The sequence below is a fragment of the Nitratireductor sp. XY-223 genome (assembly GCF_004959855.1).
Lineage (GTDB): Bacteria > Pseudomonadota > Alphaproteobacteria > Rhizobiales > Rhizobiaceae > Hoeflea_A.
In genome coordinates this window covers 697,971-723,663 of sequence record NZ_SPNT01000003.1, presented here as the reverse complement: position 1 = coordinate 723,663, position 25,693 = coordinate 697,971, and the positions used below count along the sequence as shown (strand labels likewise).

Sequence of the window (25,693 nt, the reverse complement as noted above, 5' to 3'; positions counted from 1 at the left end):
TTGCGTCAGTCGCCGACCGCGCCGGGGTCGCTCGCTTCCTCGGCGGCGACGAACCGGACCGAGAACTCCAGATTGACCGGCTCGCCCTTTCCGCCGGTCAGCTGCATGGGCAGCACTTTTCCAAGCAGCGTCATGAATGCGCTCGGATGGGTTTCCGCCTGCTTCTTGAGATAAGCGATCATGTCGCCGCCACCGGCCTCGACCGCCGCCTGGATGATCGCGTCTCGAATAACAGGAGACCCAGATCCGGTCTGGCCAATCCGCCCCGCTCCATCAACGTACGCCTGCGCTGACTTCTGGTTGGTTGGCCGCCTCGCTCGGCAAACAGTTGCACTCATGGCTTGTTTTTCAACTCCGGAAACAGTTGCTTGTAGCCGACCAACTGACCATTGCCGTCAAAGCACGGTGAACCAAGAACCCTGAGTGGTTCCCATGTTTCCCTCAATACAAAAGGCGGGCCGTCCGCTTTAACGTACAAATCGCTGTTCGCGACGATCATGTCGCGTTTCAAGTTCGGGAATTTGTCGGGATTCAGCACCATTTCCGGATCGTGAGGGCGTGAATACCTGTCACGTTCCTTAATCTCCAGTCCTAGGCAGATTTCCTCAATTTGCCCTTTGTTCAGGGAAAACTCCACACGGTAGGGAAGCAACACCTGTATTGGGAACATGACTGTATGGGTTCCCATCCAGAACGTTATGCGGCAACGGCCGTTCGTGGCTCCGTTCGGTTCGCTCGATACGCTTTTCCCTGCAAGCAATTTTCGGGCAAGGGCTTGATCAATTGCAACGATCTGCTGCTCGGACACATCCCTGTAGCCATATTCAACGCTTCGGAACAGGGTTCCGTCATAGCGCCTGAGTTCCGGCAATGCGGCCTCGTAGACGATATTTTCATCAACGGAACCGCAGGAGGAACCGACAGCCTCAACCGGCCCGGAGGTGATAAAATGGTATTCGCTCGGCGACGCACAACCGTGCAAAATCAATTGGGAAACCAGTGCCCCGGCCATCAATATCACTCTGCTACAGACGACCAATTTAACCTCCATCACAATTACACCACGTTAGGGCAAAAAGATCAGCCGTTACGATTTCGCAGCCGTATCGCTCTGCTCTTGTCCGTCAAATGCGTTTGCCCCGTATTTTGTTGCCGCTATCGCGGGGCCCTAGAGCCGCGGCCGTTCTGAGGGTCTGCGCTGCGGAACCGGAATATCGATACCGCCAGGCTCGCCCAACCGCCTTTGCGATATGTTGAAATCCAATTGTTGAACAAGACCGGACGTCGACTGCGAACCAAAACTCCCAGATTCACCGATTGCGCCAAAGCCCAGCCTTCGGTTGGCCTCTTGCAAGTATCTTTTGGTAGCATCATCATCGAGTGCCCGGATGTGGGGCGAGATCTTTTTCAATCCGGATGCCACTCCATTGTATCGAACGGTGGGGCTATCCGACGTCAGTGATCGTTCAATCGCATCGAATCCCTTAATCAGCGATTGTGTCCGCTGCGCGTAGTCGGCCATCTTCTTGTTGTGGAGCAGGACACGTTCCGCTCCGGGCAGCGAACCTTTCGTCGGAAGACCTTCGCCATCTGCGTTGCGGGAGAAATCAGAACGGAAAAGGTCGCTGCGCTTGAACCCCCACGCTTCCATAAGCGTTGCGGCGACACTATTGCTGTTTTGCGAGAGCAGCCGGTAGTGCAGATCGCGTTTGTCGAGCTCATCTTCCAGCGAATAGACAGTCGCCATCAGAGCTTTCAGTTCCACCTCGGTCAGGTTGTCGTATATGACGCGTTCGTTTTTCTGCGGCCCAAGATCGCCCTTCTTGCCGAATATGTGGATTTTCAGCCGGTCGCTGCTGTCGAGCGGGGAGCCGATAGCCTTCTTTTTACCGTGTTTGTCCGTGGCAAAACCGTTGATTTCCCTAAAAAGATTGCCCTCGTTGTCGTAAATCAGGAAGAATGCATGATTGTATCCGGTCGACAGATTCACGGCGCGGGACTTTCCACGATTTCCGCCGGAAAGCGCGATCGGAAAATAGGCGAGCTTGAGCGTGTAGCGTTTCTCGGACATTCAGCATTCCTCTGTGGACCAGCGGCAAAATCTCTATGTTGCAAGACACAATCGGAGCTATTGTTCCCTTTTTGTTCTTCTACCTATAGGTTATTTCGAACAACATTGCAACTCTTCGATTTCTACTGGATGCACAGACAATTGGCCATGCCATTTGACGACTGCATGCCAAAGGTGCAGCACAGATTCGATGTAAACGATTGATTGCTTTCAGATTTACCTGCTCTCGGCATTCGGATTTCTTGTGCGTAACGGCTACCGCCTCCTGCTTTCCATCAGCCTCCTCGCTTCCGCATCCGGCAGCGCTTCCACCACGTAGGTGAACGTACCCCGCTCCCGCACTTCATTGGCGGCGCGGATGAAGCCGCCGAGCGCGGCCCTGGCGAACGAGCCGCCGACGCTGATGCGCTTCACGCCCGCCTCGGCCAGTTGCGCGACCGACCAGGTCGGCCCCGAGAGGCCCATGACGACATTGACCGGTTTCGTGACGGACCGACAGACAAGACGGATCGCCTCGAGATCCGGCAGGCCGGGCGCATAGAGAACATCGGCCCCCGCCTCCTCATAGGCCTGAAGGCGCCGGATCGTGTCGTCCAGATCTGGGCGGCCGTAAAGGAAGTTCTCCGCCCTTGCCGTCAGCAGGAACGGCAAACCCCTCGCCGCCTCGGCGGCGGCAGCGATGCGCTCGACCGCCTGGGAGAAATCGTATATCGGCACGCCGGGACTTCCGGTCGCGTCCTCGATGGAGCCGCCCATCAGCCCTGTCCCGCTCGCCAGCGCGATCGTCTCGGCGCAGTCCTCCGGACGGTCGCCGAAGCCGCCCTCGAGATCGGCGGACACCGGCAGATGCGTCGCCTCGACGATCTCGCGGGCATTTTCGAGCGCGCTGTCGCGGGTAATCTCAGCCGCCCCGTCGCATCGGCCTTTCGCGAAGGCAAGGCCGGCCGATGTCGTCGCCAGGGCGTCGAAACCAAGCGACTCCAAAATGACCGCCGAACCGGCATTCCACGGATTGGGAATGACGAAGGCACCGTCCCTCTCGTGAAGCCCCTTGAAGGTCTCGAACTTCCTGTGTGTTTCCATCGCACCGCTCCTGTCTCGGCCAATATAGGAACATTTCAAGAACATTTGCAATCGCGGATTCGGTGTTCAGCCTCGAATTGTTGCGGCACAGGTCCCGTCGCAAACGGACACTGGTCATGCCGACGCTGTGTCCCAAAATCACCAGCTTGCCGCAACAGGCCGCGCCGCGCGTCCCGCCGCATTGAGTTTTTGCCGGAAATGGGCAAGCCTCCAGACGACACCCGAAATCGAGCCGGACTGTCTCATGGATTGGTTTGACATCATCACGCAGCTTCGCGACATGATCGGCCGCGCCCTGTGGTTCGATCCGACGGTCTACGACACGGCGATCATGGACGACCGCACCCGGTTCATTTCGACCGGGGTCGTCTTTCTCGCCGGCGTTTCGCTGCTGCTGGGTCAATGCTTTGCGCTGTTTCTGGTTTCCGCGTCGCCGATCGGGTTTGTCCTGGGGCTGGTGTTCAGTGGCGTATCCCTGACCGTTCGCCTGGGGCTGTGGGTGAGCTGTTCGGTCCTCTTTGCCGCCATATTGTTCGGCGTGGTGACGGCGCCGTGGAACTTCATGTCCGTGATCTTCGTCGCGACGGCCCCGCTGGTCTTCGGTTTCCTCGCCGTGTTGCCGAGCATCGGTATCGTCATTTCCTATGTCCTTTACGGATGGACCTGCCTGACGATGATGTACGGCCTCTTCTACGGCGCGCAGGTTCCGTTCCTGCCCGGCGCGGTCTGCATGTTGTCGGGCTGGGTCGCGGTGTCCTTTCTCGAACGCATGTTCTTCACCAAAAGCAGCGCGGCGCAGAGCGGCGGGTTCCTTTTTGCAAGCCGTCAGCTCTCGCGCTTCACCTCCGATCAGGTGCTTGAATTCGTCAAGCAGAGGGTGCGCAGCCGATGACCGATATCCAGCAGCTCCTGTTCGGTGCCTTCCTCATCGCCAGCGTCATGCTGTTCGTGGCCCTCATCACGGCGCCCTTCGAGGCCATGACCTGGTGGTCGCGCTGGACCGCGGGGCCGGATGACGATGTCGGCGATGAAAGCCGCAGCGTCCGCAACGTCATCCCGGACGAAAACAAGCTGGCGCACACCAAGGCCGTGGTCTTTTATGTCACCGGCATCGGCACCATCACCGGCGAGCGGCATCCGAAGCTGGAGCAGCACTTTCTCGACGAGCTGCAACAACGGCTGCCCTACGTGACCGTCATTGCGGATTTCTTTCCCTATTCGCCCGCCGGCATTCCGCTGACCGGCCAGCGCATATTCGCCCGCTTCTGGCGCTATTCCGGGCGCCACCGGGCATTCGTGACACAGAACCTCATCCGCCTGCGCAACATGTTCCAGGTCCTGGTGGCTGCCGACGGGCGCTACGGCCCGATCTACAGCGCCGGCACGTTTCGTATCATACGCGAGAAGCTGCTGGAGAACGGCCACGCCCCGCAATCGCACCAGCCGGTGATCCTGCTAGGCTACAGCGGCGGCGCCGAGATCTCGCTGGGCGCCGCCCCGTTCCTGCACGGCGAGTTCCAGAGCCGCCTGACGCTGCTGTCGCTCGGCGGTGTGCTTTCCTCGCATGCCGGCATCGCGTCGCTCAATCGCATCGTCCACCTGGAAGGAACGGCGGACCGCGTCTCGCGCGTCAGCGGGCTGTTCTTCGTGCACAGGTGGCGGATCTTCGGTTCGTCCTACTGGAACCAGGCGCGCAAGCACGGGCAAATCTCCAAGATCCGGCTGCAGGGTATCGGCCACAACGGCCCGCGCGGCTATCTCGATCCCAAGACACGCGCCACGAAGGACGGCCCGTCCAATCTCGAGCGGACCTTGCGGGCCATCCAGTCCGTGGTGGATGAGGAGATCAGGGCGAGCGGGGCTGACGAAGACCCGCAAGGCGCCTAGCCCGTCGCGGCGGGCTGCGCACCTGTTCCTAGTGCTAATTTGGAGCTGATTGATCGCATAGATGGCTGGACAAGAGGTAATCGTACTTGGCGGAACCGGGTTCCTTGGCAGGCGGGTGGTCCGCAAGCTGCAGGAGCACGGGTATGCCGTCTGTGTCGCAACGCGTTCTCCGGAAAAGCTCTCTCAACTTTCCAGCCACTGGGATCGCCCGGTTCGCCCGGTTCAGATCGACCTGTCGGACCCGGACGTTTTGGACCGGGCTCTCCGCGGCGCACGGGCCGTAGTCAATTGCATCGGGCTTTATGTTGAAACGCGCACCGAGACCTTCCGGGACGTTCATGTGGATGCGGCGCGCAGGATTGCGGAGATCGTGAAGGCGGCCGGAGATTGTCAACTGATCCAGATATCCGGGATCGGCGTTTGCCGGGATTCCCCGTCGGCATATGTCCGCGCCCGGGCCGAGGGAGAAGAGGTGTTGCGCCGCATCTGTCCGGAAGCAACCATCTTGCGTCCGAGTGTCATGTTCAGCCGCGACGGGGCCTTTTTCGGCGATCTCGATGCGATCCTCCGACGGCTTCCTGTCGTGCCGCTGTTCGGCGACGGCAGCACGCGGCTTCAGCCCGTCTATGTCGGCGACGTCGCCGAAGCCATCTGTCGTGTTCTCGATCGGGACGGAGCCACCGGTAAAGTCTATGAACTGGGCGGACCCGAGATCTTTACATACCGCGAGATACTGATGAGGCTTGCCGCACGGGCCGGTCGGCGTCGGCTGTTTCTGTCGGTGCCGTTCATGGCCTGGCGGGCCCTCGCTATCCTGGCAGATCTACTGCCGAATCCACCGCTGACCCCGGGTCAGGTTGCCCTGATGCAGAAGGATAACCTTGTTGGCGATGCGGTAGCGACTTTCGCGGACCTCTCGATTGCGCCGCGCTCGGCCACCGCGATGAACCTGCTCTGATACGAAATGCGGTATGAACATCTTCCTGCGGCCTGCCGGATTGGGCTCGGACCAACCTGCCCAGTGCCGCAGCAATGATGACAGTGAACCGTCATTCGCTCTGTCGGTTCCCGGGATTGGCAAACCAGAAGAGAAAGTTCTGCGGTCGATTGCCGGTGTTTCTAGCGCAGTGAAAGCGGGACCGAGAAGCCGATCGTTGCGTAAAATCCGTCTTCGACACCAGGCTCCAGTTCATGCTGATATCCGGCGGAGACCACCATGTTCACCGAGTCGGTTACAGATATGTCACCGACGAAACCGCCGAAACGGAGTGTCTCCTGGCTGGTGCTCTCATCGAAAAAGGTGAACTCCGGACCGAACCTTAGGACCGGCGTCTTGTAGCCGACTTTGGCATGGACGTATTTCTGATCGAAAGCGGTCGAATAGGCGCCGTAGCTCTGGACGTAAAACGCATCGACCATTTTCGTCTCAAAACCGTACTGTGCGATTGCCCCCACCTCGCCACCATCGGTCACTCCACCCGGCGGCGTCTCATCGTTGTTGACGTAGTTCACACCGCCGGCCACGGTGATGTAATAGCCAGGCGCGTGCCATTGATACCCCACCAGGGCCGAGCTGTAGAACGAATTCGTATCGGAATTCACATCCTCTGTCCGAGAACCGCCGATGTTGCCGGTCAGAGTCCACCCCGTGGCTCCGATGTCCCCGTTCAGCGCGGTGACAAAACCGGCACCCGCACCGTATCCGTTGTTTCCATCGCTTTTGTGGGCGAAATCGGCGCCCCAATAGACAACCGTGTCATTGACCGGGCTCTCGTTGATTTCCACAAATGCCGTTGCATCGGCTGCCAGCGCTGCCGTCGGCAGCAAAAGCGCTATTGCACCCGCCTTAAGCATGATGGTGCGCATGTTGATTTCTGAAAATTCCCTCACGTTTCCCCTTTCCTCTCATCAACCCGTGTTATGCACGATTATGAATTGCTGGGAGTGTCCGGCAGGTCCAGGAGCTCGGGGCTTGGTGCCGGCAAATTTGGCTCGCCGGTTGGTTTTGCACCGTCAGGACTAGGTGTGTCTGTCAATGCGATCTCGTCAGAACCCGGAGCACCCGGTAACAAACCTGTTTCGATTGATCCATCGGTTTTTCCAAAATACAGCCTTAAGCCGCCGACTGCCTGATAGTGATTGCGTAGGCCGTAAGAGTTCTCGCCAAGTGTGGTGAGCCCGACAAGCGCGGCAACCCCCGGCGTTAGAGACCCATCGTCTTCGACAAGAGCAGGCACGCTGGCGCTAGCAGCGGAGATCGTTCCGAGACCAATAAGCGCTGCTATGCCGGAAATTCGAGCGAACATTCCGGTTAAGCCTGTAGATTTATCTTGAGCAGCGCGGTGACCTTCATCAACATGTGTATAGCGGCCCGCTGGCATCTCGGTGTTCACATGCACCGATCTGATTGCTTTCTTCAGATCGGCTGCCGCCCGATCCCTGATCAGTGAACTGACCTGATCGTGCAGGAAGTTCAGGCGGTCATCTTCAGCCGTGCCGGTTTCACCGACTTGGAACCCGGTAGCGAGAACAACAAGGGCCGAGGTCTCGGACCGCCACAGAATGCGGTCAACTGAAGAGCCCAGTTCGGCGCGAATATCCCGCACAAGCTCAAGCAGTTTGGCGACCCTGGTGAATGCTCCTGTCGGGTCAGATACGATGTGGTCGTGCCGGAAACTCCGTGCAAAACTCTCAAGGCTGTCGGGACAATGCAGTTCTTCGCTCGAGTGGAACCTGAACCGGACATCATAATCGCGGAACTGAGCAGCGAAAACGCTCTCGATGAAATCCTGATGTCCATTATTCAGAGCGCCTTCAGCGGCGTGAATTGTCACCACGCCGGTTCCGGCTGCCGCGGGGTTCAAATCCATCCCCGCCAGGAAATACAGCCCGCAACGCTCGTCACCCAGGGTTTCCGATAAGTGGCAAAAGTCCACGGCGCTCTCCCTTGAAGCCATGCCCGATCATGTCACTTCAGATAGGAGAACAATTTCTGCGGCGCCGCATTACCCAATTGGGTGAGTTGTCGGGATTTGTTGTCGGCTGAGGTAAATTTCTTGTTTATTTCAAGCGCCGCCGGCGTTTGAACGAAGGTAGACTTCCCGGCGGATCGCGTTTCGCGGCTCCATTGTGCGACGCATTACACCTTCCCAAAAGGGCCACCAGTCTCTTGTTTTGATCTCCCAAGACCAGTCAAGTGCTCGTTCTCTGTTTTGTCTGGAGATTTGGCGGCAAAGCTGTTTGTCACCGAGCAGCTCGGCGACGGCATCCGCAAAATTCTTTGCCGTTGGCGCCTCGATAATGAATCGCTTCTGCAGGTCTCCGAATACTTCAGGAACAATTCCTACGTTGGAAGACACGACCGGTATGCCACAGGCCATGGCTTCCAACACAGGGTTGGGTGTTCCTTCCATGGACGACGTGCATACGAAAACATCAAGCTGCCTGTAAAAATCAGGCATGTCCTCAAAACGAATGCGATTGATCTGCGGGTCTGCGATTTTTGCATCCGTTGCAATCTCACGCGCACTTAGTTCGTTCATCATCGGCTGAAAGAGCCGGTGGTACCCCTTTACGTCCAAACACTCGCTCTGCTTTCCCCATGCACTGTTGCCCACCCATCCGACAGCGGCACGGTCTTTTGTCCGATCGGGCTCGCGTGGATGAAAATGCTCAACATCGACACCGTCGGAGATGACACGGTCAGGAGCCGGTATGTCCGGTTCGGCCGAATAGATCGATTGCAGCCTGGCCGATGAAACCGTATAGCCGTCAATCATCGCGAAACTTGAGCGACGACTATTGATATCAGCGCTGCTACTGAACAGGTGATCGTAGATGGACGTCGTGAATGCGCAGCTGTTGATAGCCCTGACAGCCGTTTCATATTCAAGACCCATTTGTCTGGCCGCTTTGCCGATGGTTTGCGGATGCAGCAGATAGAATAGGTCTTCACGCCAGAAAACGTGGCAAAGATCGATGCGTTTGAGAAACAGGGCCTCGAAAATCCGGCTCTCATTGCCGATCAGGTCTCGCATATAGAGCTTTGAAATCCTGTTGGGTCCTGCGAACCGGGCGATATTGGTGGCGATATTGTCAAATGCCCAGGACGGTTGATCCGGGCAAAGAAGGACGTGTATCGGCGGATTTTCGTGGTCCTGATCCCCATTCAACGACATGCTGTTTCGCGCAACCCCTCGACTCAAAACACGCAAATCGGCATCATGCCTTCTTCAATCGTGACTAATCAAGTCCGGTTGAAATTTGCCGGTAAATTCGAGAAAAACGCGAAATGCAGCTTTGGCCTTTCCGCAAAACGCGCTCCTCCAGCGGCCCGGCACCCGCTTTGATAACCACATCCAGCCGCTCACAGGAACTGCTCATTATTTGCCATGGCGGTGACCCCTCACAGGCCATCCTGGAGAACATCTGCAGGGCTTTGGATTTCGCCAAGGTTCGGTTTTCGATATTGGACCTTGCGCGGCGGTCCGCCTGGCCTGCGCTTGATAATTTCAGCTCAATCGTCCTGTGCACCGAGAGGATTGGGGAATTGGGGCAAAAAAAAACGCTGGAACTTTCCGCCTTCGTTCGTTCCGGTGGCGGCATGGTCGTTGCGCACAGATGCTGGAATACGCAGTTATCGGAGTTGTTCGGACTGGGAGTGAACGCAACAGAACCGTCAATGCAAGTTTCAACGGGGCTCTCAATTGACGCCGAAGTTTTTGCCGGTTCGGCCGGTCTCAACGTAAGCGATGCGGACTGGTTGATCGAGCACAGTCGTCTGGTGATCGGGCGCGCCGATCTTTCGCCGGACTGTGTCATACTCATCTCGGATTGCGCGGGGAATCCCATACTCTGGCGTAGAGATATCGGTCGCGGCAGGCTTGCCTATTGGAACACCGGTGCCTTGTTCTGGAGGGTATTGCGTGGATTTATTGTTCAGACGGTTCTGGACACCATGGATGTCGGCGTAAGTGCAATAGCCGGCTTCGCAATGTTTCATATTGACGACTTTCCGACTTCGCTGTCGGACGCTCGGCTGGAACCGGTAACCAGTGAGTTTCAGGGTCTCGACTGGAACGGCTTCTTCTTTGGCGTATGGCACAAAGACATGATGGCTTTGCGGGAGAAGCATGATCTCAAATACTCGTGGTACGCCATCATGAACTACGACGATGTCGACAACGGTCGGGAAGCCGATCTTTCCGCGCCGGCATTGCTCGGCGGCCGGCAGATACTGCAGCAGCGATTCACTCGGATTCGGCAATTTGCAGAGGACGATGAGTTTGGTTTTCACGGTTATAATCATGAACCAATGACGGACGATTTCTGGCCGGACAAGGCAACACTCAAGTCCAAGCTGGCCGTCGCCCGATCGCTCTGGAGCGACTGTGTCCCCGTGCCTCTTCCGACATCATGGGTACCGGCAAACAATTGGTATCACGCAGACCACGTTCGCGCGCTCAAGGCGGTGTTTCCCGAAATTTCAGTGGTTTGCGGTCTGTTTTCCACCGGCGACACCGCAAATGGCGGATACAGGGAGTTTGGGCCCGAGCCCTGGATGAACGAGCTGCTGTGTCTGCCGCGCGACACATACGGCTATGTGCTCCGGCCGGATGTCAGAATGATGATGCTGTCTCAGATCGCCGGCATGGGTATTTGGACTCATTTCGTGCATCCGGACGACATTTACGACATCCCGGGCAAGTCGGGTGAATCTAAATATTGCAGAAACCCCGAGACACTTGGCTGGCGGACTTCAAACACCGCAGGTCAGCCCGGGCTCCTCACCCAACTGGACGCTTGGATTGCACAGGTAAGAGACACTTATCCGTGGCTGGAGTTTGTAACGACCTCTCGCGCGGAAGCAAAGTACCGCGCACATATCAACAATCGCGTAGAGGTTCGCATCGCCGAAAAACAGATCGAAATAATGAGCAGTTCAGCGGGTCTTTTTTACGTCAAAACCCGCAAGGAAAAGTCACTCGCAGCCGGCGCTGGTGGCGAAATTGTAAACCAACGGCAAGTCGAAGGCGGTTTGCTTTATGTTGTTCGATGTACTGCCGGTGGCGGTATCTTCCTCATTCATGAGGAGTGAACAGCCCCAGCCTACGCTGCCTATCTGGCCAACCCGCGGTCAAGGCGAACAAGTAACACAGAGAAGAACACACGTCATCTGATCTGTCTCCTGATGATCCCCCAAAGCTCCTCCGGGTGGGAGTTCGACAGGAAATGTCCGCCGTTTTTGATCAGTTCGATCGTTTTCCGCCGGCCAGAACCGGATAGTACGCTCTCGAAATCGGAAACTCGGGTAAGCGGATCATGGGTGCCTTGAATGAAGGTCACCGGGCAATTCAACCTCTCAAGCTCGCTTCGCCAGCTTTGCATGACGAAACTGAAATCCTCTGCTATGCCCGCAATGGAGGATTGATAGCTTTCGGAGAATATCTCGTACATGTTGCGCCCGGAATAACGTCCTTCCAGGGTGCTCAGGTCACCACTGCTTTCTTCAAAGAGCTTTCGAAGAATGTCCCGGCAAGTCTTGTGATTTCGATAGTAATCCCTGTACTCCCAGGTAACTTGCTGAAAAAGTTGCCGCCGCTGTGAAATCCGGTTCATTGCGCCATAGAATCGGCTGGCCCTGGGACTTGACGATTCCTTCGTCTGGGTAAGGTTGGTTGCAACAAGGAAGAGTTGCGGAACCAGATCCGGATGCCGGTTTGCGAACGATGCAGCCAGAACGGCACCCAACGAGTTGCCGATTACCGGAGGAGGCTCGTTGAAGTTCTGGCGTATGAAAGTGGCGATGCTATCGAGAAAATCCACCGCGAAGTCACCCTGACTGTACAGCGAGGGAACCGAGGCCGGTTCGAGATGTCCGCGGCGAATGGGCATTATTATCCGCAAGCCCGCCGCTTCAAGGTGGCGACCCAGATCAATGAGAAAGAGCGGCCACATCATGCCGTGGATGAGAAGGATGGGTCGCCCCGAGAGCGGGCCGCACTCGATGATACGGATCTGCCGGCCATCGGGAAGAAGCTGCACGGTAAGGCGAGCATCATTTGACAAATGACGGGCAACAAAATCCGAGGCGATGCGAACGCGGGCCGTGTCCGTGTCCGTGTCACCGATCGCAACCAGGGGAACCAACTGCCCGAGCACTTTTTTGATCAACTCGGTCTGTCCTGCGCATCCCAACTTGGCGCAGGCGTTCTTTGTATGCGCCCGTTTGGTTTCAACGCTGACCCCGTCCTTGATGGCGGATTGACGATTGGACAGCCCACCAACCAACTGGAAAATGGCTCGTTTCTCCGCTGGTGTCAGATTGGCGCGATGGTTGTAAATTTCCATGATTTGTTCGCAGAGCTCCCGGCCAACCGAGATGCCGCGCAAATTGGTTCGTGCGGGGCTCTTTGCGGCGCTGTCTGTGACCGGAACAAACCACAGGAACCTGTCTTCTTTTGGCAGCGGGATTATGTCGCCGGCCACGGCCCTTTCCCTTGCGGCAAGCGCCACAATCATGGAAATCACAGGGTCGTCTTGTGGTTGCGCTACAATATCCGCGGACCGGCTCAAGAGACCACAGCGACCGCCCCTGATAAAGCGGCCAGCTTGGTCAATATCGGCCCAATGAAGCGGGCAATCACGTTTGACGAACTCGGACTCCAACCCGCCTTCAAAATGCGCCAGCGTGGCCGAAACGGCCCGCTCAGCATCCTTGCGAGAAAGAAGCGAAAAGGCGGCTCGCATCTCCTGACCGATATGGTCGAGTGCGTTCAGCTGAGAACCTGTCACTACCCGACATTCCCCCAATTTGTCCCGCCCGCTGTACCTTCAGCCTTTGTGACCCAAAGGGCCCAGATTACTGGGCCTCAACCTCCTCCAAAACACAGCCGCCGAGCGATCTCGCCGCATCCAAACCACTGCGCTCTCGTTAAGGCGTCTTCACTGGCCCGGTGCAGTTGACCTGCACCGATGATCTTCAATCCAAGACCGTTGTAGTCCGCGATCGCATGACCCCTCCCCCAGGTTGCATCGAACGCTCCAGGTCGCTTGTGGATAGACTAGCAGCAAATTTTTGGGCAAGACTGACAACATGCCCTCATTTTCCGCCAATTGGCGCCCGTTTGCGTTATCCGCCCAGGTTTCGTTCAAGCCAGTCTTAAGTTTCAAAACCGAGTTTTGATCATCATGATCAATCGAAATACGAGCGATCAGATTGCTTAAATATTATTGAAATCAGGAAGATAGAGTCAATCAGTCCTGATCTTTGCATTTCGAAAAATATAGCCGGACAAATCAATGCAACGACCGAAATAAACGCACCAATATCAAGAGGTTGCAAATATAGTCGACGCCGATATTGAAAGTTGTGCACTTTCAATCCGAAAATGCCTCTCATTAATATTTCCCGGCCGCGAATTTCTCTTATGATTGAATCGGGCGGCGCGGGTTTTCGGGAGGGGATAGATGAACACCGATCCAAACGCAGGCGATCCGACCCATGACAAGAAAACTCAGATCCTGAATGCCGCGACGCGATTGCTGACCACCCAGGGACTGCAGGTGGTTTCGTTTGAAAGCATCGCAAATGAAGCGGGTCTGTCCCGCCAATTGGTCCGGTACTACTATTCCGACCTTGATGCCTTGATGGTGGAATTATGCGGCCATCTGCAACAGGTCTATCAGGACGCCCTGGTTGCAGGCATCGTGGAAGTCCGTCAGGTCGAGCGTCTCAAGTTCTTTCTGGATTTTCTCTTTGGTCTGTCCGAGGACCATCCCATGCCCGACAATCTTGAGGCTTATGACGCTTTGTTCGCCTATGCAGTAGGCTCAGCGTCGTTGAAAGAGCGCTTGTGTGAGAAATACAAAACCCTCGGTCAGGTCATTCTTCATGAACTGGCAATTACGCATCCGGAACTCGATGACGCTGCTTGCAAGGAGCTTTCATTTCTTGTTGTCTCCATGATGCATGCGCATTGGAGTTATATCGCGACCCTCGGCTTTTCCCCCGATCATAACCGGCTGGCCCGCCGCGCAATCGACCGCCTGATCGCATCCTACATTAACGAGGCGCCGACGGATCCCTCAATCGAGAAACCCTGGTCCCACGGTGATTGACGTTTGCCATCAAAGCCTCGAGCGCCCGAACGGAATCGCGATTTCGAGGGCGTTTTCTCATGGTGGTTTTGGCGCCGCGGCCAACGCCCGCACGCTCCGGGTCGCTTGTGGATAGACTAACAATTGTTTTTTTGGCAAAACCGACACATGCCCTCATTTTCCGCCAAATCGCGCCCGGTTGTTCTTATCGTCGTTTTTCCGGACGCCAAACTGCTGGACGTCACCGGTCCAATGCAGGTCTTTGCCGATGCAAGACGAGTTGGAGGCGAAGAATACGAGATCGTGCTTGCGTCTGCGAAAGGCGGGGTTCAGCTGACGGATGCAGGAGTTGAACTCGACACGGAACCTTTGGAGCGATGGCGCGACCGAAAAATCCATACCCTACTGATTTCAGGCGGCTTCGGAGCGCAAGCGGCAGCGCAAGATCCGAAGCTTGTAGAAAATACACTCCATCTGGCCGATCAAGCCGCGCGAATAGGCTCTGTTTGCACGGGCGCGTTCGTTCTCGCGGCAGGCGGCCTGCTTGATGGCCGTCGCGCGGTAACGCATTGGTATTCATGCGACGAACTGGCAAATCAGCATCCGGATGTGACAGTAGAACCGGACCGTATGTTCATAAAGGATGGAAATGTATGGACGTCGGCAGGCGTGACCGCGGGCATTGATATGGCTCTTGCCATGGTGGCTGAAGATTCGGGGAGAAAGGTTGCCGTTCGTCTGGCACGAACATTGGTCGTGTATATGGTCCGCTCCGGTGGCCAGTCTCAGTTCAGTTCCGTGCTTCTCAGTCAAATCAATGATGCCGATGGTCGGTTCGATGCTCTTCACACCTGGATCGGGGACAATTTGAACCGGGATTTGCGCGTCGATCGATTGGCTGAGCAAGTAGGAATGAGCGAACGTAATTTCACCAGGGTCTATCGGGCAACTACCGGCCGAACGCCCGCCAAAACCATAGAACTGTTTCGCATAGCGGCAGCGCGCGACCTGCTCGAGGTCACCGAACTTCCCGTTGCGACGATCGCGCAACGAGCCGGCTTTGAGGATGACGAACGTATGCGGCGCGCCATGCAACGTGTCTTCGGAATTTCACCGACGGAATACAGAAAGCGTTTTGGAGTCGAAAAAGACTGAATCTCTGTGTTGGCGTTTAGCAGTAAGCATGCGTCGATTACACGGCTTTGACCTGGTTCCAGAGCAGCATCTTGTGGTTTGCCCGAACGGCTGCTGTGTGCCGCTCGGGTAGAGACTATGCGTGCTGACCCGATGCTCATGCTGGAGAAGTGTCAACCATCTCAATAAGCTGAATGAGGTTCCCACAGGTATCGTCGAAAACCGCCATGCGAACTGGTCCGGCATTCATCGGTTCCTGAACAAACGTCACTCCGTGCTCGCCAAGTCTTTTCCGCTCCGCATCCAGATTCTCCACCTGAAAAGAGTGCGCGGGAATGCCGTCGGAAACCAGTGCATCTTTGTAGGGCTTAACGGCGGGATGCTCGCTGGGCTCAAGCAGCAATTCCGTGCCGTCGGGGTCTTCGCCCGACACGACCGTCAGCCAACGATGTTCACCCATGGGAATATTGTTTTTCACATCGAAACCGAGGACCTCGGTGTAGAATTTCTCTGCTTTGTCTTGGTTATCGACAAAGACGTTGGTCACATAAATCTTCATGATTTTTCTCCGTCTTGTTTGTAGTTCATGAGCCACGATGCAGCGGCGATATGATCCTCGCTGATACTCAGCGAATGGGCTTTCGTGCGCCCTTTCCACGTTGTCTCGATCAATCCAGCCTTCTCCAGGACGGCGAGATGCTGAGAAACGGTCTGACGCGACAATGCAACGCCATCCTCAGCAACCGATGCCGCGCATACCTCGAACAATGACTGGGCCGGTTGCTGGCTCAAACGATCGATGATGCGGCGGCGAGTACTGTCGGAGAGCGCTTTGAATATGAGATCGAGCTGCTCATCTGTCATCGATCACCGATATGCAGTAATTTTACTGCATGTCAAGTTTGATCGAAGAGCGGCCACCAGACCGGGGTTGAACATTGTCAGCATTTACCCCAATGCGGCACTTGTTCAGTTCGCGGCGAACGGCCCGCCAGAGCCGGGAAAAACGAATGATGGACCCGTTGCGGATCCGATCAGCGATATGCGAGGCTGGAATTCAGGAGGTGAATGTGGCGACAACACTCTTTCCGGAAACAGGACCGCTTCGATCCGGATATCTTCCGGAACAGGACGGTCATTCGGTGCACTGGGAGACCTTCGGCAACGCGTCCTGTCCGGCAATCCTTCTGCTTCACGGCGGACCGGGCGATGGCATTTCGCCCCGCATGCCACGCCTGTTCGACCCGGATCGCTGGCACATTGTGGCAATGGACCAAAGAGGTGCGGGCCGTTCCAGGCCCCATGCAGGCGAATCCCTTGAAGCGCTCGACGCCAACACCGTGGCGCATCTATTGAACGATATCGAACGGCTGCGAACCCTGCTCGGCGTTGACGGGTGGCACGTCTATGGATCGTCGTGGGGTGCGACACTGGCACAAGCCTATGCCCATGCGCACGCGGCACGGGTCAGCGGCCTGCTTCTGGCGGCCGTCACGTCAACCAGCAAATTCGAAATAGACCTTTTGTATGGCGGTGCCGGGGAATTTCTGCCTGAAGCTTTTGAGGAATTTCGGAAAGGGGCGCCGGAAGGCGAACCGGGGCTGGGTATGGTCGCCGCCTATTACGAAAGGCTGGTTTCGGGCGACCCGTCAAGCCAGATAGCCGCGGCTCTGGCGTGGTGCCGTTGGGAAGCGGCTGTCCTCACGGTCGACCCTCGTGCCGAGACGCCCGGACTGTTTGCCGATCAGCGCTTCAGCCTCGGCTTTGCAAGAGTGGTCACCCACTACTTTCGAAACCTAGCAGGGCTCAATCCTCCTCTTTTGGAACGGGCCGAGGCCTTGAAAGACATTCCGGCAGTTCTGATCAACAGCCGGCTCGACCTCTCCACGCCGCTTTCGACAGCGTGGAAACTCCACCGGGCGATGCCCTCCTCCAAGCTGATCGTCATTCCCGGCGCACTGCATGGCACGTTGTATGGCCCGCTTTCCGAAGCCGTGATCGATGCCGGGAACAGGTTCGCTTCCGGCAATGCCAAGCGGACGAAATCCTGCTGAAGGGCAAGCGCCCGGGTTAGCCAGATGCCGTCACAATTCCAGAACGCATCACTTTTGATAGAGCGTCCCTTGCATTTTGGGTTGCAACTCCCGCAACCCTTCCGCCAGGAAGTCCACAAACCTTCGAACGCGGACTGTGCGGCGCAAATCCGTGTGAAGCAAAATCCAAAGAGTGCGACTCAATTCCATCTCGGTACCAGGAACCTGACACAGATCGGGGTACAGGTGCTCGTAGACAACGGGGAGCTTTGACATGCCGCACCCCTGTCTGACCAGGCTCAAATGCATGTAACCTTCATCGGAAGCATGGCGGACAGCAGCCAACGGAAATGGCGACTGGCGAAGCAATTCGGTATTTTCGCCCGGCCCGGTCCAACCAAGCCAGTAAAGCCCGGCCCCACCGGACTCAGCCTTTGATACAGCGTTCTCCAGATAACTTTTGCTGGCGTAGGTACCGATCGCGATAGGATACAGCTTGCGGGCAACCACATCGTCAGTCACCTCAAACGCGACCCGCAGCGAAACATCCGTTTCGGCCCGGTTGATGTCTTCTTTTTTGTCAGTCAAACGGAACTCGATGTCGATCTCCGGATAGGCTTCAAAAAAGCGCGCCAGAATTGGTGCGACGATGTCGAAAGCCATCATCGGGGAAAGCGAAAACCGGATCGTTCCGGCTTCGGTTCTGTCGAGCCCCTCAACCCGCCGCCGGGCCCCTAGGAAAACCCGCTCGGCTTCTTCAGCCATTGGCAATAGCGCCTCGCCGGCCGCGGTCAGTTTAAATCCGCGCCGGGAGCGGGTGAAAAGCTGGACGCCATAGCTCGCTTCCAGAACCTGGATATTTCGGTTCACGGTGACATGGTTGGCATTCATTATTGCTGCGCCTGCGCGCAAGCTTCCGCCACGCGCCACGGCCAGAAAGAATGGCATCATCTCCCAGTCGCTTGATCGCATCGGGTAACCTTGGTGTTTCAAATATGGAACGCCGTGTTTAGTCGTGCGCAGTTTATGTTTCAACTAGTAAACATAAATTCTGGAAAACACAAACGAAGGAGATAGAAATGAACCGCAGATCGTTTCTTAAGAATGCCGTCTCGGTTGCCGCAATGGCAGCAATTGTCTCAACCGCGTCAGCCGCTACGGTTACCGTGCCCGAAAAATCCTTTATGACGGTGAAGGGCCAAAAAATTGCCTATGTCGATGTTGGCGAAGGCCGGCCGGTCGTTTTCCTGCATGGCAATCCGGCATCTTCCTTCCTATGGCGAAACATCATTCCTTATGTTTCCGCCGGCCACCGCGCCATTGCGCCGGATTTGATCGGCATGGGCGACAGTGACAAACCGGCATTGACCGACACGTACACCGAAACTGCGGAATACATGTTTGCGTTTCTCGATGCGCTTGATCTTCGCGATGCCGTGCTGGTCATCCACGATTGGGGTTCTGGTCTTGGTTGGCACTATGCGCGCACGCGTCCGGAACGGATATCGGCCATTGCTTTCATGGAAGCCATGACACCGCCCTTCATTCCGTACGAAAGCTACGAGTCCCTAGGATCGTTCGCGGAGTTCGTCCGCAACGTCAACACCGCCGGCGTCGGCGAAGAAATGATCATGAACCAGAATATCCTTCTGGACCAGTTTATGCGCCATGGCAGCCCGAACGGGTCACTCCCGGACGAGGTCATTGCCGAGTACAACCGCTATTACCCCACGCCGGAAAGCCGCAAGATCCTGCTGGATTGGCCACGCGAAATTCCCATCGCGGGCGAACCTGCGGACGTTTACGAGGTGGCAGTGGCCAACAACGACTGGTTGCTGGCGAGCGAACTTCCAAAGCTGATGTTCCACGTTGATCCCGGGGCGATCATTCCGATGGCGCAAGCTGAACATTTGCGGAAAACATTGAAGAATCTTGAAACGGTGTTCCTTGGGCAAGGCGGGCATTTCGTTCAGGAAGACTATCCCGATGAGATCGGCAAGGCACTGTCCGAGTGGCTTGCGCGGGTTTGACGGCAAACCGGCGCACCCCGTCGACTGCCAATCCACCCACACTGGCAAAAGTTGGTGAAAGGAAACAGCGTGAACCGACTGAAAGATATAGCAGCCACCGGCGGAAACAGCGGCACGAGGCACAGCCATGATCGATAGCCCAGCCGTTTGGGAGACCAAACCCTACAAGATTTACAGATCAACACTTGGAAGAACGGAACCATGCTTAAATCAATGATGGCGGCTGTCATAAATCAATGGGGCAGTGCGGAAACATTCGAGATTGTACAACGTCCCATACCGGAACTTGAGGCGGATGACGTACTGGTCAAAGTGGCATACGCGGGAGTCAATCCCGCCGATTGGAAAATGCGAGCAGGTTACCTTGAGTCGGCATTGCCCAACGGAGCGTTTCCACTGGTTCTCGGGCTTGACGCTTCGGGGATCGTAGTGGCGACAGGTGAAAACGTTGTTGAATTTTCAGAGGGTGACAGGGTCGTTTCCGGAACCAATCAATTTACTGCGGGAAAACCTGGTTCCTACGCACAATATCTCGTCGTCAACAAGAAGCGTGTTGCGTTGGTTCCGCCGGAAATGACTTTGGAATCTGCGGCCACGATACCCGTTGCAGGCATCACGGCTTGGCAGGCACTGTTTGCCGCCGACAAGGGCGCGCTAGAAAAGGGAGAGAACCGAAAAATACTGATTAACGGTGCTTCCGGTGGTGTGGGCAGCTTTGCGGTTCAACTGGCCAAGTGGGCTGGCGCGGACGTGGCCACGACCTGCAGTGGTGCCAATTTGGAGTATGTCAGATCCTTGGGAGCCGATTTTCCAATTGACTACAAAACCCAAAATATCAGCGACGAAATCGCCAAATGGGCACCCAATGGCGTTGATTTGATAGTCGACGCGATCAGCGCCGGCTCTCTCACTGATCCCGTAGCCCTGCTAAAGCAGGGTGGAAAGCTTGTCAGTATCGCAACGTTGACGGATGACGGTGACATCGAAGCGAGTATTGCTGAAGCGAAGGAACGCGGCGCTGCCAAAATCTTGGCTTACGTCGATGACTCACGTTTTGGCGAGGAACTGCAAAAATTGGTTGATATTGTAGACGCCGGTGGAATGCGGCTTCCCCCCACTGAGCCCTTCGAATTGAACGACGTCGCCCGAGCACACGAAAAACTGGAGGGAGGACATGTGAGGGGTAAATTGGTCCTGCGCGTATCGGCTGAACCGCATTAATTTCATCCGGCGATAATGCGTATTCCTGAAACTCCCGAATCCCCCGGCGGTATTCGCGTGAATGTCTCAAACGTCCGCACCGCAGTCGTCTGTGCAGTTCGCGGCGAAAGCCGCTCCCCCTCCCCTGCCTTTGATAGCAGCATGGCGATGGCTGCATGGCGCCACCGCGGCTGTGCCGTTCGTGTAAGTTAATGGCCTTTGGCCGCTTCGAACCCGGTGGCGCTTTGCCCACCGGGTCGCTAACGCGCGGCTTCAATGATTGCAAATGGAGATAATTCCATTTAACCGAGACGGGTTCCGGACCTGAATTCCTTTCGGAGAACCGATTTCGTGCACAAAGCCGCATGACCTGGCTGCGAGTGACCATCCTGATCGGCGCGGGCGCCGCCGTTGCGATGCTGGTCGGCAAGGTGCCGGCGGCGTTGCCGGACCTGCAGGCCGAGCTCAGGCTGAGCCTGGTGCAGTCGGGCTGGGTCATTGCCATTTTCAATCTGGTGGCCGCTGCGACAGCGGTGTTTCTCGGAACCGTGTCGGACCAGTTCGGACGCCTCCGGGTCGCCATCTTTGGTATGGTTCTTGCGGCGCTCTCGGGAATTGCGGGCGGGTTCGTCGACAGCGGCACGGCGCTGCTGGCGACACGGGTGTTCGAGGGTCTCGGCTTTTTGCTGACCACCACCTCAATGCCCGGTCTCATCCTGCACGCCGTCTCCGAACGGCACATGAAGACGTCGTTTGCGCTATGGGGCATGTACATGCCGGTCGGTTCCGGTTTCATGCTGGCGCTGTCGGGGCTGATCCTGGCGCATTTCGACTGGCGGGTCCTGTGGTGGCTGACCTCGGTCCTGATCCTTGTCGCGGCGCTTCCGGTCTACCGGGTGGGGCGCGGCCTTGGAGAGGGTGCGCGGCGACCGGAGGCAAAACCGCGCTTGTGGCAAAGCCTGGGGCATGCTCTCGGCCGGGGTCCGGTCCTGCTCGGCACCGTCTTCGCCTTCTATGCCGGTCAATACCTCATCGTCGCCGGATTCCTGCCGCTGATCCTCATCGAACTGAACGGTTTCACGCCGTCGGGCGCGGCGGTGGTCGGGGCATTTGCGGTCTTCTGCAACGCCGCCGGAAACTTGCTCTCCGGCTGGCTGCACGATCGTGGTGTCCGCTCCACGACACTGATCCTCGTTGGCTGTGCGGCCATGGCAATCGGCGGGTCGATCGTGCTGCTGGACGGTATTTCAGGCCTCTTGCGAACCGTTGCCGCCGGCGGATTGTTCATTTGTACGGGATTGATCCCGAGTTCACTGTTCGCACTGATTCCCGACCATGCGCCGGATCGCACCGTCATTGCGACGGTCAGCGGCATTGTCATGCAGGGCGCGGCCATCGGCCAGCTGGTCGGACCGCCAATCGGAGCTGCTCTCGTCGCCTGGAGCGGCGCGTGGCATGGCGCCATTCCGGTGGTGCTGGTGTGTGCGGCGATCTGCGCGGGCTGTGCGCTGCTGCTGCGCCGGACCGGACCGCGCGCGCACCCCGGCTGACCCGGGTACCGACCACATCACTCAAGACCTGCTCAAAGCGAACGCTACACGTTGTCCATTTTTCACAGAGCTTGGTTGCTGGTGTAGACTGGTCACTGGTGCAACTTTGGTTGGAAGAAGGCCGTGCAGCAGGACCTGACTTTTCATTCGGCAACGAAACTGGCCGGAATGATCTCCCGGCGCGAAATTTCGTGTTTCGAACTGACGCGCGCCTATTGCGATCGAATTAGCGAAATCAACACCAAGCTGAACGCAGCGGCAACTTTGAGGCTCGATGCGGCGCTTGACGATGCCAGAGCCGCTGATGACGCATTGGCTCGCGGAAAAATACGAGGGCCACTGCATGGCATTCCGATCACCATCAAGGACTCTCTCGAAACTGAGGGTCTGGTCACAACCGCCGGCACAAGAGGCTTGATTGCCAATATACCGGACAAAGACGCAACGGTTGTTGCCCGGTTGAAATCGGCTGGCGCCATTCTTCTGGGAAAGTCCAACACGCCCGAAATCACCTTGAAATTTGTCACGGACAATCATGTGTTCGGGCGCACAAACAATCCGTACGATGTTGCGCGCAGCCCCGCCGGAAGCAGCGGTGGGGCGGCGGCCCTTGTTGCGGCCGGTGGCGCGACATTTGACATCGGAACCGACTACGGAGGGAGCATTCGCATGCCCGCACACTTCTGCGGCATCGCCGGGCTCAAGCCGACAAGCGGGCGCGTGCCTCGGACTGGTCATATTCCCTTTTTGGAAACCGGTGCTTCTGAAGCTTTCATTGCGGTTGGTCCAATGACCCGCAAAGTCGAAGACCTGGGACTTATCCTGAAGCTGATATCCGGGGCTGATGGACGTGACCCGATGGTTGTTCCCGCACCACTCGGCAATCCGGACGAAGTGGCGCTCGAAAAATTGCGCGTAGCTCACTACACCGACAACGGTATTACAGCGCCCACAACAGAAACGGCAGCAACACTGAATGCAGCGGCTTCGTCCCTGAAAGATATGGTGGCGTCCGTCATCGAAGACCGCCCGCCCGGTATTGAGACATCGCCCGATCTTTGGATGCGTCTGGTGCTAGCCGACGGCGGGCGTGGCATCGTTGAGCTATTGGCCAGGCTCGGCACGGAAGAAATGCATCCTCTGCTTGAGTGGACGCAGGGACGTGAAGCGATGTCGACCAAGCAATATTTCGACACGTTGACCGAGTGGAACAGACTTCGAAGTGACTGCCTGGCATTCCTCGAACGCTATGACGTCGTCCTCAGCCCGGTTTGCGCGACGCCCGCTACACTTCACGATGACACATCGCCGCTCGACTATTCATACTTCTACAATCTGCTGGGTTGGCCCGTTGCGGTCGTGCGTTGCGGCACTTCACCCGAAGGGCTTCCGATAGGCGTTCAGGTCGCGGCCAAACCCTGGCGTGAGGACCTGGTGCTCGCCGTGGCAAAGCAGTTGGAAGACAGATTCGGTGGCTGGCAGCAGCCACCGCTTTAAAGCATGCAAATTAAAACCGGGCTTCGCAATAAATAATGACTATATGTCCGCATTGTCCGCGCCGCGGTCGTTTGCGCAGCTGGCGGCAAACGCGCGGCGAACGGTTGCTCAGAGCCTTGAACAGACCTTCGGCTACTTCCGGCATTGATCCAAAGCGGCTTAGGGGCAAAGCACATAGCCAGTCAGTAACTGGCGGCAATCCAGATATTCAGGGCTGCTGCTCGCCAGAACTGGACACATCGTGGCATACGCCTCAAACGCCCTAGCCTACCTGCGGCAACCATATGGCGATCGGCGGGAACATGATAAGAAGCGCGACCAGGAACAGCGAGCAGATGATGAAGGGAATCGCCGAGAGATAGATCTCGCGCATCGTCGTGTCGGGGGGTGCCACGCCCTTCATGACGAAAAGGAGCAGCCCGAAAGGAGGTGTGGTGAAACTGATCTCCAGCGCAAGCAGCATGATCAGGCCGAACCAGATCGGGTCGAAGCCGAGGCTGATGGCCAGCGGGAAGAAAATCGGCACGGTCAGCAGCATCATCGAGATCTGCTCCATGAACATACCGAGGATCAGCAGCACACCAAACATGATGAGCAGCATGAAGATTGGGTCAAAATCGAAGCCGGTTGCCCAATTGATCAGCCCGCGCGAGGCGCCGGAGAAGGCCAGAAGCTGGCTGAAGGTCGCCGACCCGAAGACGATCAGATAGGCCATCAGTGTCACCCTCAAAGCACCGCGAATAGAGGCCTTGATCGCCTGCCAGGTCAGGCAGCGATAGATGAGTGCCAGGATCAGGACACCGAGCGCGCCGAAGGCGGCGGCCTCCGATGGGGTGACGATACCGTTGATCATCATCACGACGATCACCACCATCAGCCCGATCATCGGAACAACGTCGGTCGTCAGGAGTTTGATCTTCTCGGCAATGGAATGCGGCGGCACTTCGTAGGCCGGTGCGGCGCTCGGATCGAGCCGGGTCTGCAGAAAGATGGTGCCGATATAGAGCGCGGCCAGGATCAGGCCGGGAATGATGCCGGCGATAAGCAGCGCGCCGACGTCGATTTGCGCCAGTGTGGCCAGCAGCACCGCCAGCGCAGAGGGCGGGATGATGATGGCGAGACCCCCGGTGCCGAGGATCGGGCCAATCGACATGTAGCGCTTATATCCGCGATTCGACATTTCCGGGACCATCAGCGAACCGAGCAGCGCGGTCGAGCCCATGGAGGAGCCCGACAGGGTGGAGAACCCGGTGCCGCCGAGCACGGTCACATAGCTCAACCGGCCAGGCAGCCTGCCAAGCAGCTTGTCGATTGCGGAGAACATGCGCCCGCCCAGGCCGGTGTGGAAGAAGATCTCGCCCATCAGCAGGAAGAGCGGGATAGGTACCAGAGCAAACTTCGTCAGTGCGCCCCAGCCATTGTTCAGGAGTGCGACGATGCCGCGCTCGCCGCCCATGAAGATCCAGGCGCCGATAATGTTGGCCGCCAGGAACGCCAGCGCCACGGGCATCCCCATGGCCATCAGGAACATGATGCTGCCGATCAGCAGCGCGAGGGCCTCGTACCACTCCATTATTCGTGAATCCCCGCCTCGCCGGAATGCATCAGGTTGGGGCCGAAGACGAAACGGGCAAACTCCACCGCCATCAGCGAGAACGCGATGGGGAACGTGATCGTCAACAGCCAGCGCGGATAAAAGTACGCCCGCACGTCATAATCGCTGCGTTCAATGTTGGTCAGGAACAGTTCCAGCCCGTACCAGGCAAGGATAAGCGAAACCAGGACGCATGCGGCGGCGACCGTCCGGCTGACAATCCGGCGCAGATACGGCGGCAGTGCAGCGGTCACCAGTTCGATGTGCACGTGCCCCTTCTCGCGCACGAGCCAAGGTGCCCCCAGCATCGTCATGTAGAGAAGGCCATATTCAGCGGATGTGAAAAGCCAGGCCCATGGCTGGATCCCGAAGTTTCGCATCGCCACCGACAGCACGACGGACACCATCAGCCAGACCAGCGTTGCCGCTGCGATCAAAGCCATGGAGTAAAGCAGCGCGTCGTAGGCGCGGATCAGAATGCGCATGGTCGAACCGGAGATTGAAGAACCCCGGGA

24 protein-coding genes are annotated in these 25,693 nt (G+C 57.2%); 11 read left to right on the top strand and 13 right to left on the bottom strand.

The window, feature by feature from the left end:
- Positions 1-5: 5 nt before the first annotated feature.
- The 4 genes from E4M07_RS29105 to E4M07_RS15060 form a co-directional block, all read right to left on the bottom strand.
- Positions 6-182, bottom strand: coding sequence for a hypothetical protein (locus E4M07_RS29105; RefSeq protein ID WP_169054228.1), 177 nt, complete (start codon positions 180-182; stop codon positions 6-8).
- Between the two features lie 152 nt (positions 183-334).
- Positions 335-1,012 (bottom strand): hypothetical protein, encoded by a 678-nt coding sequence (locus E4M07_RS15070; protein WP_136659155.1) that lies wholly within the window; start codon positions 1,010-1,012, stop codon positions 335-337.
- 156 nt (positions 1,013-1,168) lie between these two features.
- Positions 1,169-2,071, bottom strand: a complete 903-nt coding sequence (locus E4M07_RS15065; RefSeq protein WP_136659154.1) for a hypothetical protein — start codon at positions 2,069-2,071, stop codon at positions 1,169-1,171.
- 255 nt (positions 2,072-2,326) lie between these two features.
- Positions 2,327-3,154 (bottom strand): isocitrate lyase/phosphoenolpyruvate mutase family protein, encoded by an 828-nt coding sequence (locus E4M07_RS15060; protein ID WP_136659153.1) that lies wholly within the window; start codon positions 3,152-3,154, stop codon positions 2,327-2,329.
- Between the two features lie 244 nt (positions 3,155-3,398).
- Here E4M07_RS15060 and E4M07_RS15055 point away from each other — a divergent pair, with 244 nt between their 5' ends.
- From E4M07_RS15055 to E4M07_RS15045, 3 genes are all read left to right on the top strand, one after another.
- Positions 3,399-4,046: a hypothetical protein gene (locus E4M07_RS15055; RefSeq protein ID WP_136659152.1), complete on the top strand. Its 648-nt coding sequence runs from the start codon at positions 3,399-3,401 to the stop codon at positions 4,044-4,046.
- Positions 4,043-5,041, top strand: coding sequence for a hypothetical protein (locus tag E4M07_RS15050; protein WP_136659151.1), 999 nt, complete (start codon positions 4,043-4,045; stop codon positions 5,039-5,041). The genes E4M07_RS15055 and E4M07_RS15050 overlap by 4 nt, the downstream gene beginning before the upstream one ends.
- Positions 5,042-5,102: 61 nt before the next feature.
- Positions 5,103-5,999: a complex I NDUFA9 subunit family protein gene (locus E4M07_RS15045; RefSeq protein WP_136659150.1), complete on the top strand. Its 897-nt coding sequence runs from the start codon at positions 5,103-5,105 to the stop codon at positions 5,997-5,999.
- A 161-nt stretch (positions 6,000-6,160) separates the two neighbouring features.
- On the opposite strand, the gene bcsS is transcribed toward E4M07_RS15045, so the two are convergent.
- The 3 genes from bcsS to E4M07_RS15030 all read right to left on the bottom strand — a co-directional run bounded on the left by bcsS (position 6,161) and on the right by E4M07_RS15030 (position 9,219).
- Positions 6,161-6,931: a cellulose biosynthesis protein BcsS gene (gene bcsS, locus E4M07_RS15040; protein ID WP_136659149.1), complete on the bottom strand. Its 771-nt coding sequence runs from the start codon at positions 6,929-6,931 to the stop codon at positions 6,161-6,163.
- A 38-nt stretch (positions 6,932-6,969) separates the two neighbouring features.
- Positions 6,970-7,977 (bottom strand): hypothetical protein, encoded by a 1,008-nt coding sequence (locus E4M07_RS15035; protein WP_136659148.1) that lies wholly within the window; start codon positions 7,975-7,977, stop codon positions 6,970-6,972.
- 129 nt (positions 7,978-8,106) lie between these two features.
- A complete protein-coding gene (locus E4M07_RS15030) occupies positions 8,107-9,219 on the bottom strand; it encodes a glycosyltransferase family 4 protein (protein ID WP_136659147.1) in 1,113 nt (370 codons plus the stop codon).
- A gap of 113 nt (positions 9,220-9,332) precedes the next feature.
- On the opposite strand from E4M07_RS15030, the gene E4M07_RS15025 reads away from it, so the two are divergent.
- The gene (locus tag E4M07_RS15025) at positions 9,333-11,138 is read left to right on the top strand and encodes a DUF2194 domain-containing protein (protein WP_136659146.1); all 1,806 of its coding nucleotides are present in this window, start codon (positions 9,333-9,335) and stop codon (positions 11,136-11,138) included.
- A 74-nt stretch (positions 11,139-11,212) separates the two neighbouring features.
- Here E4M07_RS15025 and E4M07_RS15020 read toward each other — a convergent pair whose 3' ends face one another.
- The gene (locus tag E4M07_RS15020; RefSeq protein WP_136659145.1) at positions 11,213-12,835 is read right to left on the bottom strand and encodes an alpha/beta fold hydrolase; all 1,623 of its coding nucleotides are present in this window, start codon (positions 12,833-12,835) and stop codon (positions 11,213-11,215) included.
- Between the two features lie 675 nt (positions 12,836-13,510).
- Between E4M07_RS15020 and E4M07_RS15015 the strand changes: the two genes are divergently transcribed.
- The gene (locus E4M07_RS15015; protein WP_136659144.1) at positions 13,511-14,161 is read left to right on the top strand and encodes a TetR/AcrR family transcriptional regulator; all 651 of its coding nucleotides are present in this window, start codon (positions 13,511-13,513) and stop codon (positions 14,159-14,161) included.
- A gap of 147 nt (positions 14,162-14,308) precedes the next feature.
- Positions 14,309-15,295, top strand: a complete 987-nt coding sequence (locus E4M07_RS15010) for a GlxA family transcriptional regulator (RefSeq protein WP_136659143.1) — start codon at positions 14,309-14,311, stop codon at positions 15,293-15,295.
- Positions 15,296-15,431: 136 nt separating this feature from the next.
- Here E4M07_RS15010 and E4M07_RS15005 read toward each other — a convergent pair whose 3' ends face one another.
- Positions 15,432-15,833, bottom strand: a complete 402-nt coding sequence (locus E4M07_RS15005) for a VOC family protein (protein WP_136659142.1) — start codon at positions 15,831-15,833, stop codon at positions 15,432-15,434.
- Complete coding sequence (locus tag E4M07_RS15000; RefSeq protein ID WP_136659141.1) at positions 15,830-16,138, bottom strand: winged helix-turn-helix domain-containing protein; 309 nt, start codon at positions 16,136-16,138, stop codon at positions 15,830-15,832. Before E4M07_RS15000 ends, E4M07_RS15005 begins: the two co-directional genes overlap by 4 nt.
- 206 nt (positions 16,139-16,344) lie before the next feature.
- Here E4M07_RS15000 and E4M07_RS14995 point away from each other — a divergent pair, with 206 nt between their 5' ends.
- Positions 16,345-17,328, top strand: a complete 984-nt coding sequence (locus E4M07_RS14995) for an alpha/beta fold hydrolase (RefSeq protein WP_169054227.1) — start codon at positions 16,345-16,347, stop codon at positions 17,326-17,328.
- Positions 17,329-17,376: 48 nt separating this feature from the next.
- Here E4M07_RS14995 and E4M07_RS14990 read toward each other — a convergent pair whose 3' ends face one another.
- Positions 17,377-18,342, bottom strand: coding sequence for a LysR family transcriptional regulator (locus E4M07_RS14990; protein ID WP_206057263.1), 966 nt, complete (start codon positions 18,340-18,342; stop codon positions 17,377-17,379).
- 44 nt (positions 18,343-18,386) lie between these two features.
- On the opposite strand from E4M07_RS14990, the gene E4M07_RS14985 reads away from it, so the two are divergent.
- The 4 genes from E4M07_RS14985 to E4M07_RS14970 all read left to right on the top strand — a co-directional run bounded on the left by E4M07_RS14985 (position 18,387) and on the right by E4M07_RS14970 (position 23,584).
- Positions 18,387-19,337, top strand: a complete 951-nt coding sequence (locus E4M07_RS14985) for a haloalkane dehalogenase (protein ID WP_136659139.1) — start codon at positions 18,387-18,389, stop codon at positions 19,335-19,337.
- Positions 19,338-19,538: 201 nt separating this feature from the next.
- A complete protein-coding gene (locus tag E4M07_RS14980) occupies positions 19,539-20,558 on the top strand; it encodes an NADP-dependent oxidoreductase (protein ID WP_136659138.1) in 1,020 nt (339 codons plus the stop codon).
- A gap of 344 nt (positions 20,559-20,902) precedes the next feature.
- A complete protein-coding gene (locus E4M07_RS14975) occupies positions 20,903-22,087 on the top strand; it encodes an MFS transporter (RefSeq protein ID WP_136659137.1) in 1,185 nt (394 codons plus the stop codon).
- Positions 22,088-22,210: 123 nt separating this feature from the next.
- Positions 22,211-23,584: an amidase gene (locus E4M07_RS14970; protein ID WP_136659136.1), complete on the top strand. Its 1,374-nt coding sequence runs from the start codon at positions 22,211-22,213 to the stop codon at positions 23,582-23,584.
- Positions 23,585-23,846: 262 nt separating this feature from the next.
- Here the strand turns inward: E4M07_RS14970 and E4M07_RS14965 are convergent, their stop codons facing one another.
- A complete protein-coding gene (locus tag E4M07_RS14965; protein WP_136659135.1) occupies positions 23,847-25,157 on the bottom strand; it encodes a TRAP transporter large permease in 1,311 nt (436 codons plus the stop codon).
- Positions 25,157-25,663: a TRAP transporter small permease gene (locus E4M07_RS14960; RefSeq protein ID WP_136659134.1), complete on the bottom strand. Its 507-nt coding sequence runs from the start codon at positions 25,661-25,663 to the stop codon at positions 25,157-25,159. The genes E4M07_RS14965 and E4M07_RS14960 overlap by 1 nt, the downstream gene beginning before the upstream one ends.
- Positions 25,664-25,693 lie beyond the last annotated feature (30 nt).

What these genes read in the sequence shown, in the direction of transcription:
- E4M07_RS29105 (WP_169054228.1), bottom strand. Translation starts at nt 182, where the DNA reads ATGATCGCTTATCTCAAGAAGCAGGCGGAAACCCATCCGAGCGCATTC.
- E4M07_RS15070 (WP_136659155.1), bottom strand. Translation starts at nt 1,012, where the DNA reads ATGGCCGGGGCACTGGTTTCCCAATTGATTTTGCACGGTTGTGCGTCG.
- E4M07_RS15065 (WP_136659154.1), bottom strand. Translation starts at nt 2,071, where the DNA reads ATGTCCGAGAAACGCTACACGCTCAAGCTCGCCTATTTTCCGATCGCG.
- E4M07_RS15060 (WP_136659153.1), bottom strand. Translation starts at nt 3,154, where the DNA reads ATGGAAACACACAGGAAGTTCGAGACCTTCAAGGGGCTTCACGAGAGG.
- E4M07_RS15055 (WP_136659152.1), top strand. Translation starts at nt 3,399, where the DNA reads ATGGATTGGTTTGACATCATCACGCAGCTTCGCGACATGATCGGCCGC.
- E4M07_RS15050 (WP_136659151.1), top strand. Translation starts at nt 4,043, where the DNA reads ATGACCGATATCCAGCAGCTCCTGTTCGGTGCCTTCCTCATCGCCAGC.
- E4M07_RS15045 (WP_136659150.1), top strand. Translation starts at nt 5,103, where the DNA reads ATGGCTGGACAAGAGGTAATCGTACTTGGCGGAACCGGGTTCCTTGGC.
- E4M07_RS15030 (WP_136659147.1), bottom strand. Translation starts at nt 9,219, where the DNA reads ATGTCGTTGAATGGGGATCAGGACCACGAAAATCCGCCGATACACGTC.
- E4M07_RS15025 (WP_136659146.1), top strand. Translation starts at nt 9,333, where the DNA reads ATGCAGCTTTGGCCTTTCCGCAAAACGCGCTCCTCCAGCGGCCCGGCA.
- E4M07_RS15015 (WP_136659144.1), top strand. Translation starts at nt 13,511, where the DNA reads ATGAACACCGATCCAAACGCAGGCGATCCGACCCATGACAAGAAAACT.
- E4M07_RS15010 (WP_136659143.1), top strand. Translation starts at nt 14,309, where the DNA reads ATGCCCTCATTTTCCGCCAAATCGCGCCCGGTTGTTCTTATCGTCGTT.
- E4M07_RS15005 (WP_136659142.1), bottom strand. Translation starts at nt 15,833, where the DNA reads ATGAAGATTTATGTGACCAACGTCTTTGTCGATAACCAAGACAAAGCA.
- E4M07_RS15000 (WP_136659141.1), bottom strand. Translation starts at nt 16,138, where the DNA reads ATGACAGATGAGCAGCTCGATCTCATATTCAAAGCGCTCTCCGACAGT.
- E4M07_RS14985 (WP_136659139.1), top strand. Translation starts at nt 18,387, where the DNA reads ATGAACCGCAGATCGTTTCTTAAGAATGCCGTCTCGGTTGCCGCAATG.
- E4M07_RS14980 (WP_136659138.1), top strand. Translation starts at nt 19,539, where the DNA reads ATGCTTAAATCAATGATGGCGGCTGTCATAAATCAATGGGGCAGTGCG.
- E4M07_RS14975 (WP_136659137.1), top strand. Translation starts at nt 20,903, where the DNA reads ATGACCTGGCTGCGAGTGACCATCCTGATCGGCGCGGGCGCCGCCGTT.
- E4M07_RS14965 (WP_136659135.1), bottom strand. Translation starts at nt 25,157, where the DNA reads ATGGAGTGGTACGAGGCCCTCGCGCTGCTGATCGGCAGCATCATGTTC.
- E4M07_RS14960 (WP_136659134.1), bottom strand. Translation starts at nt 25,663, where the DNA reads ATGCGCATTCTGATCCGCGCCTACGACGCGCTGCTTTACTCCATGGCT.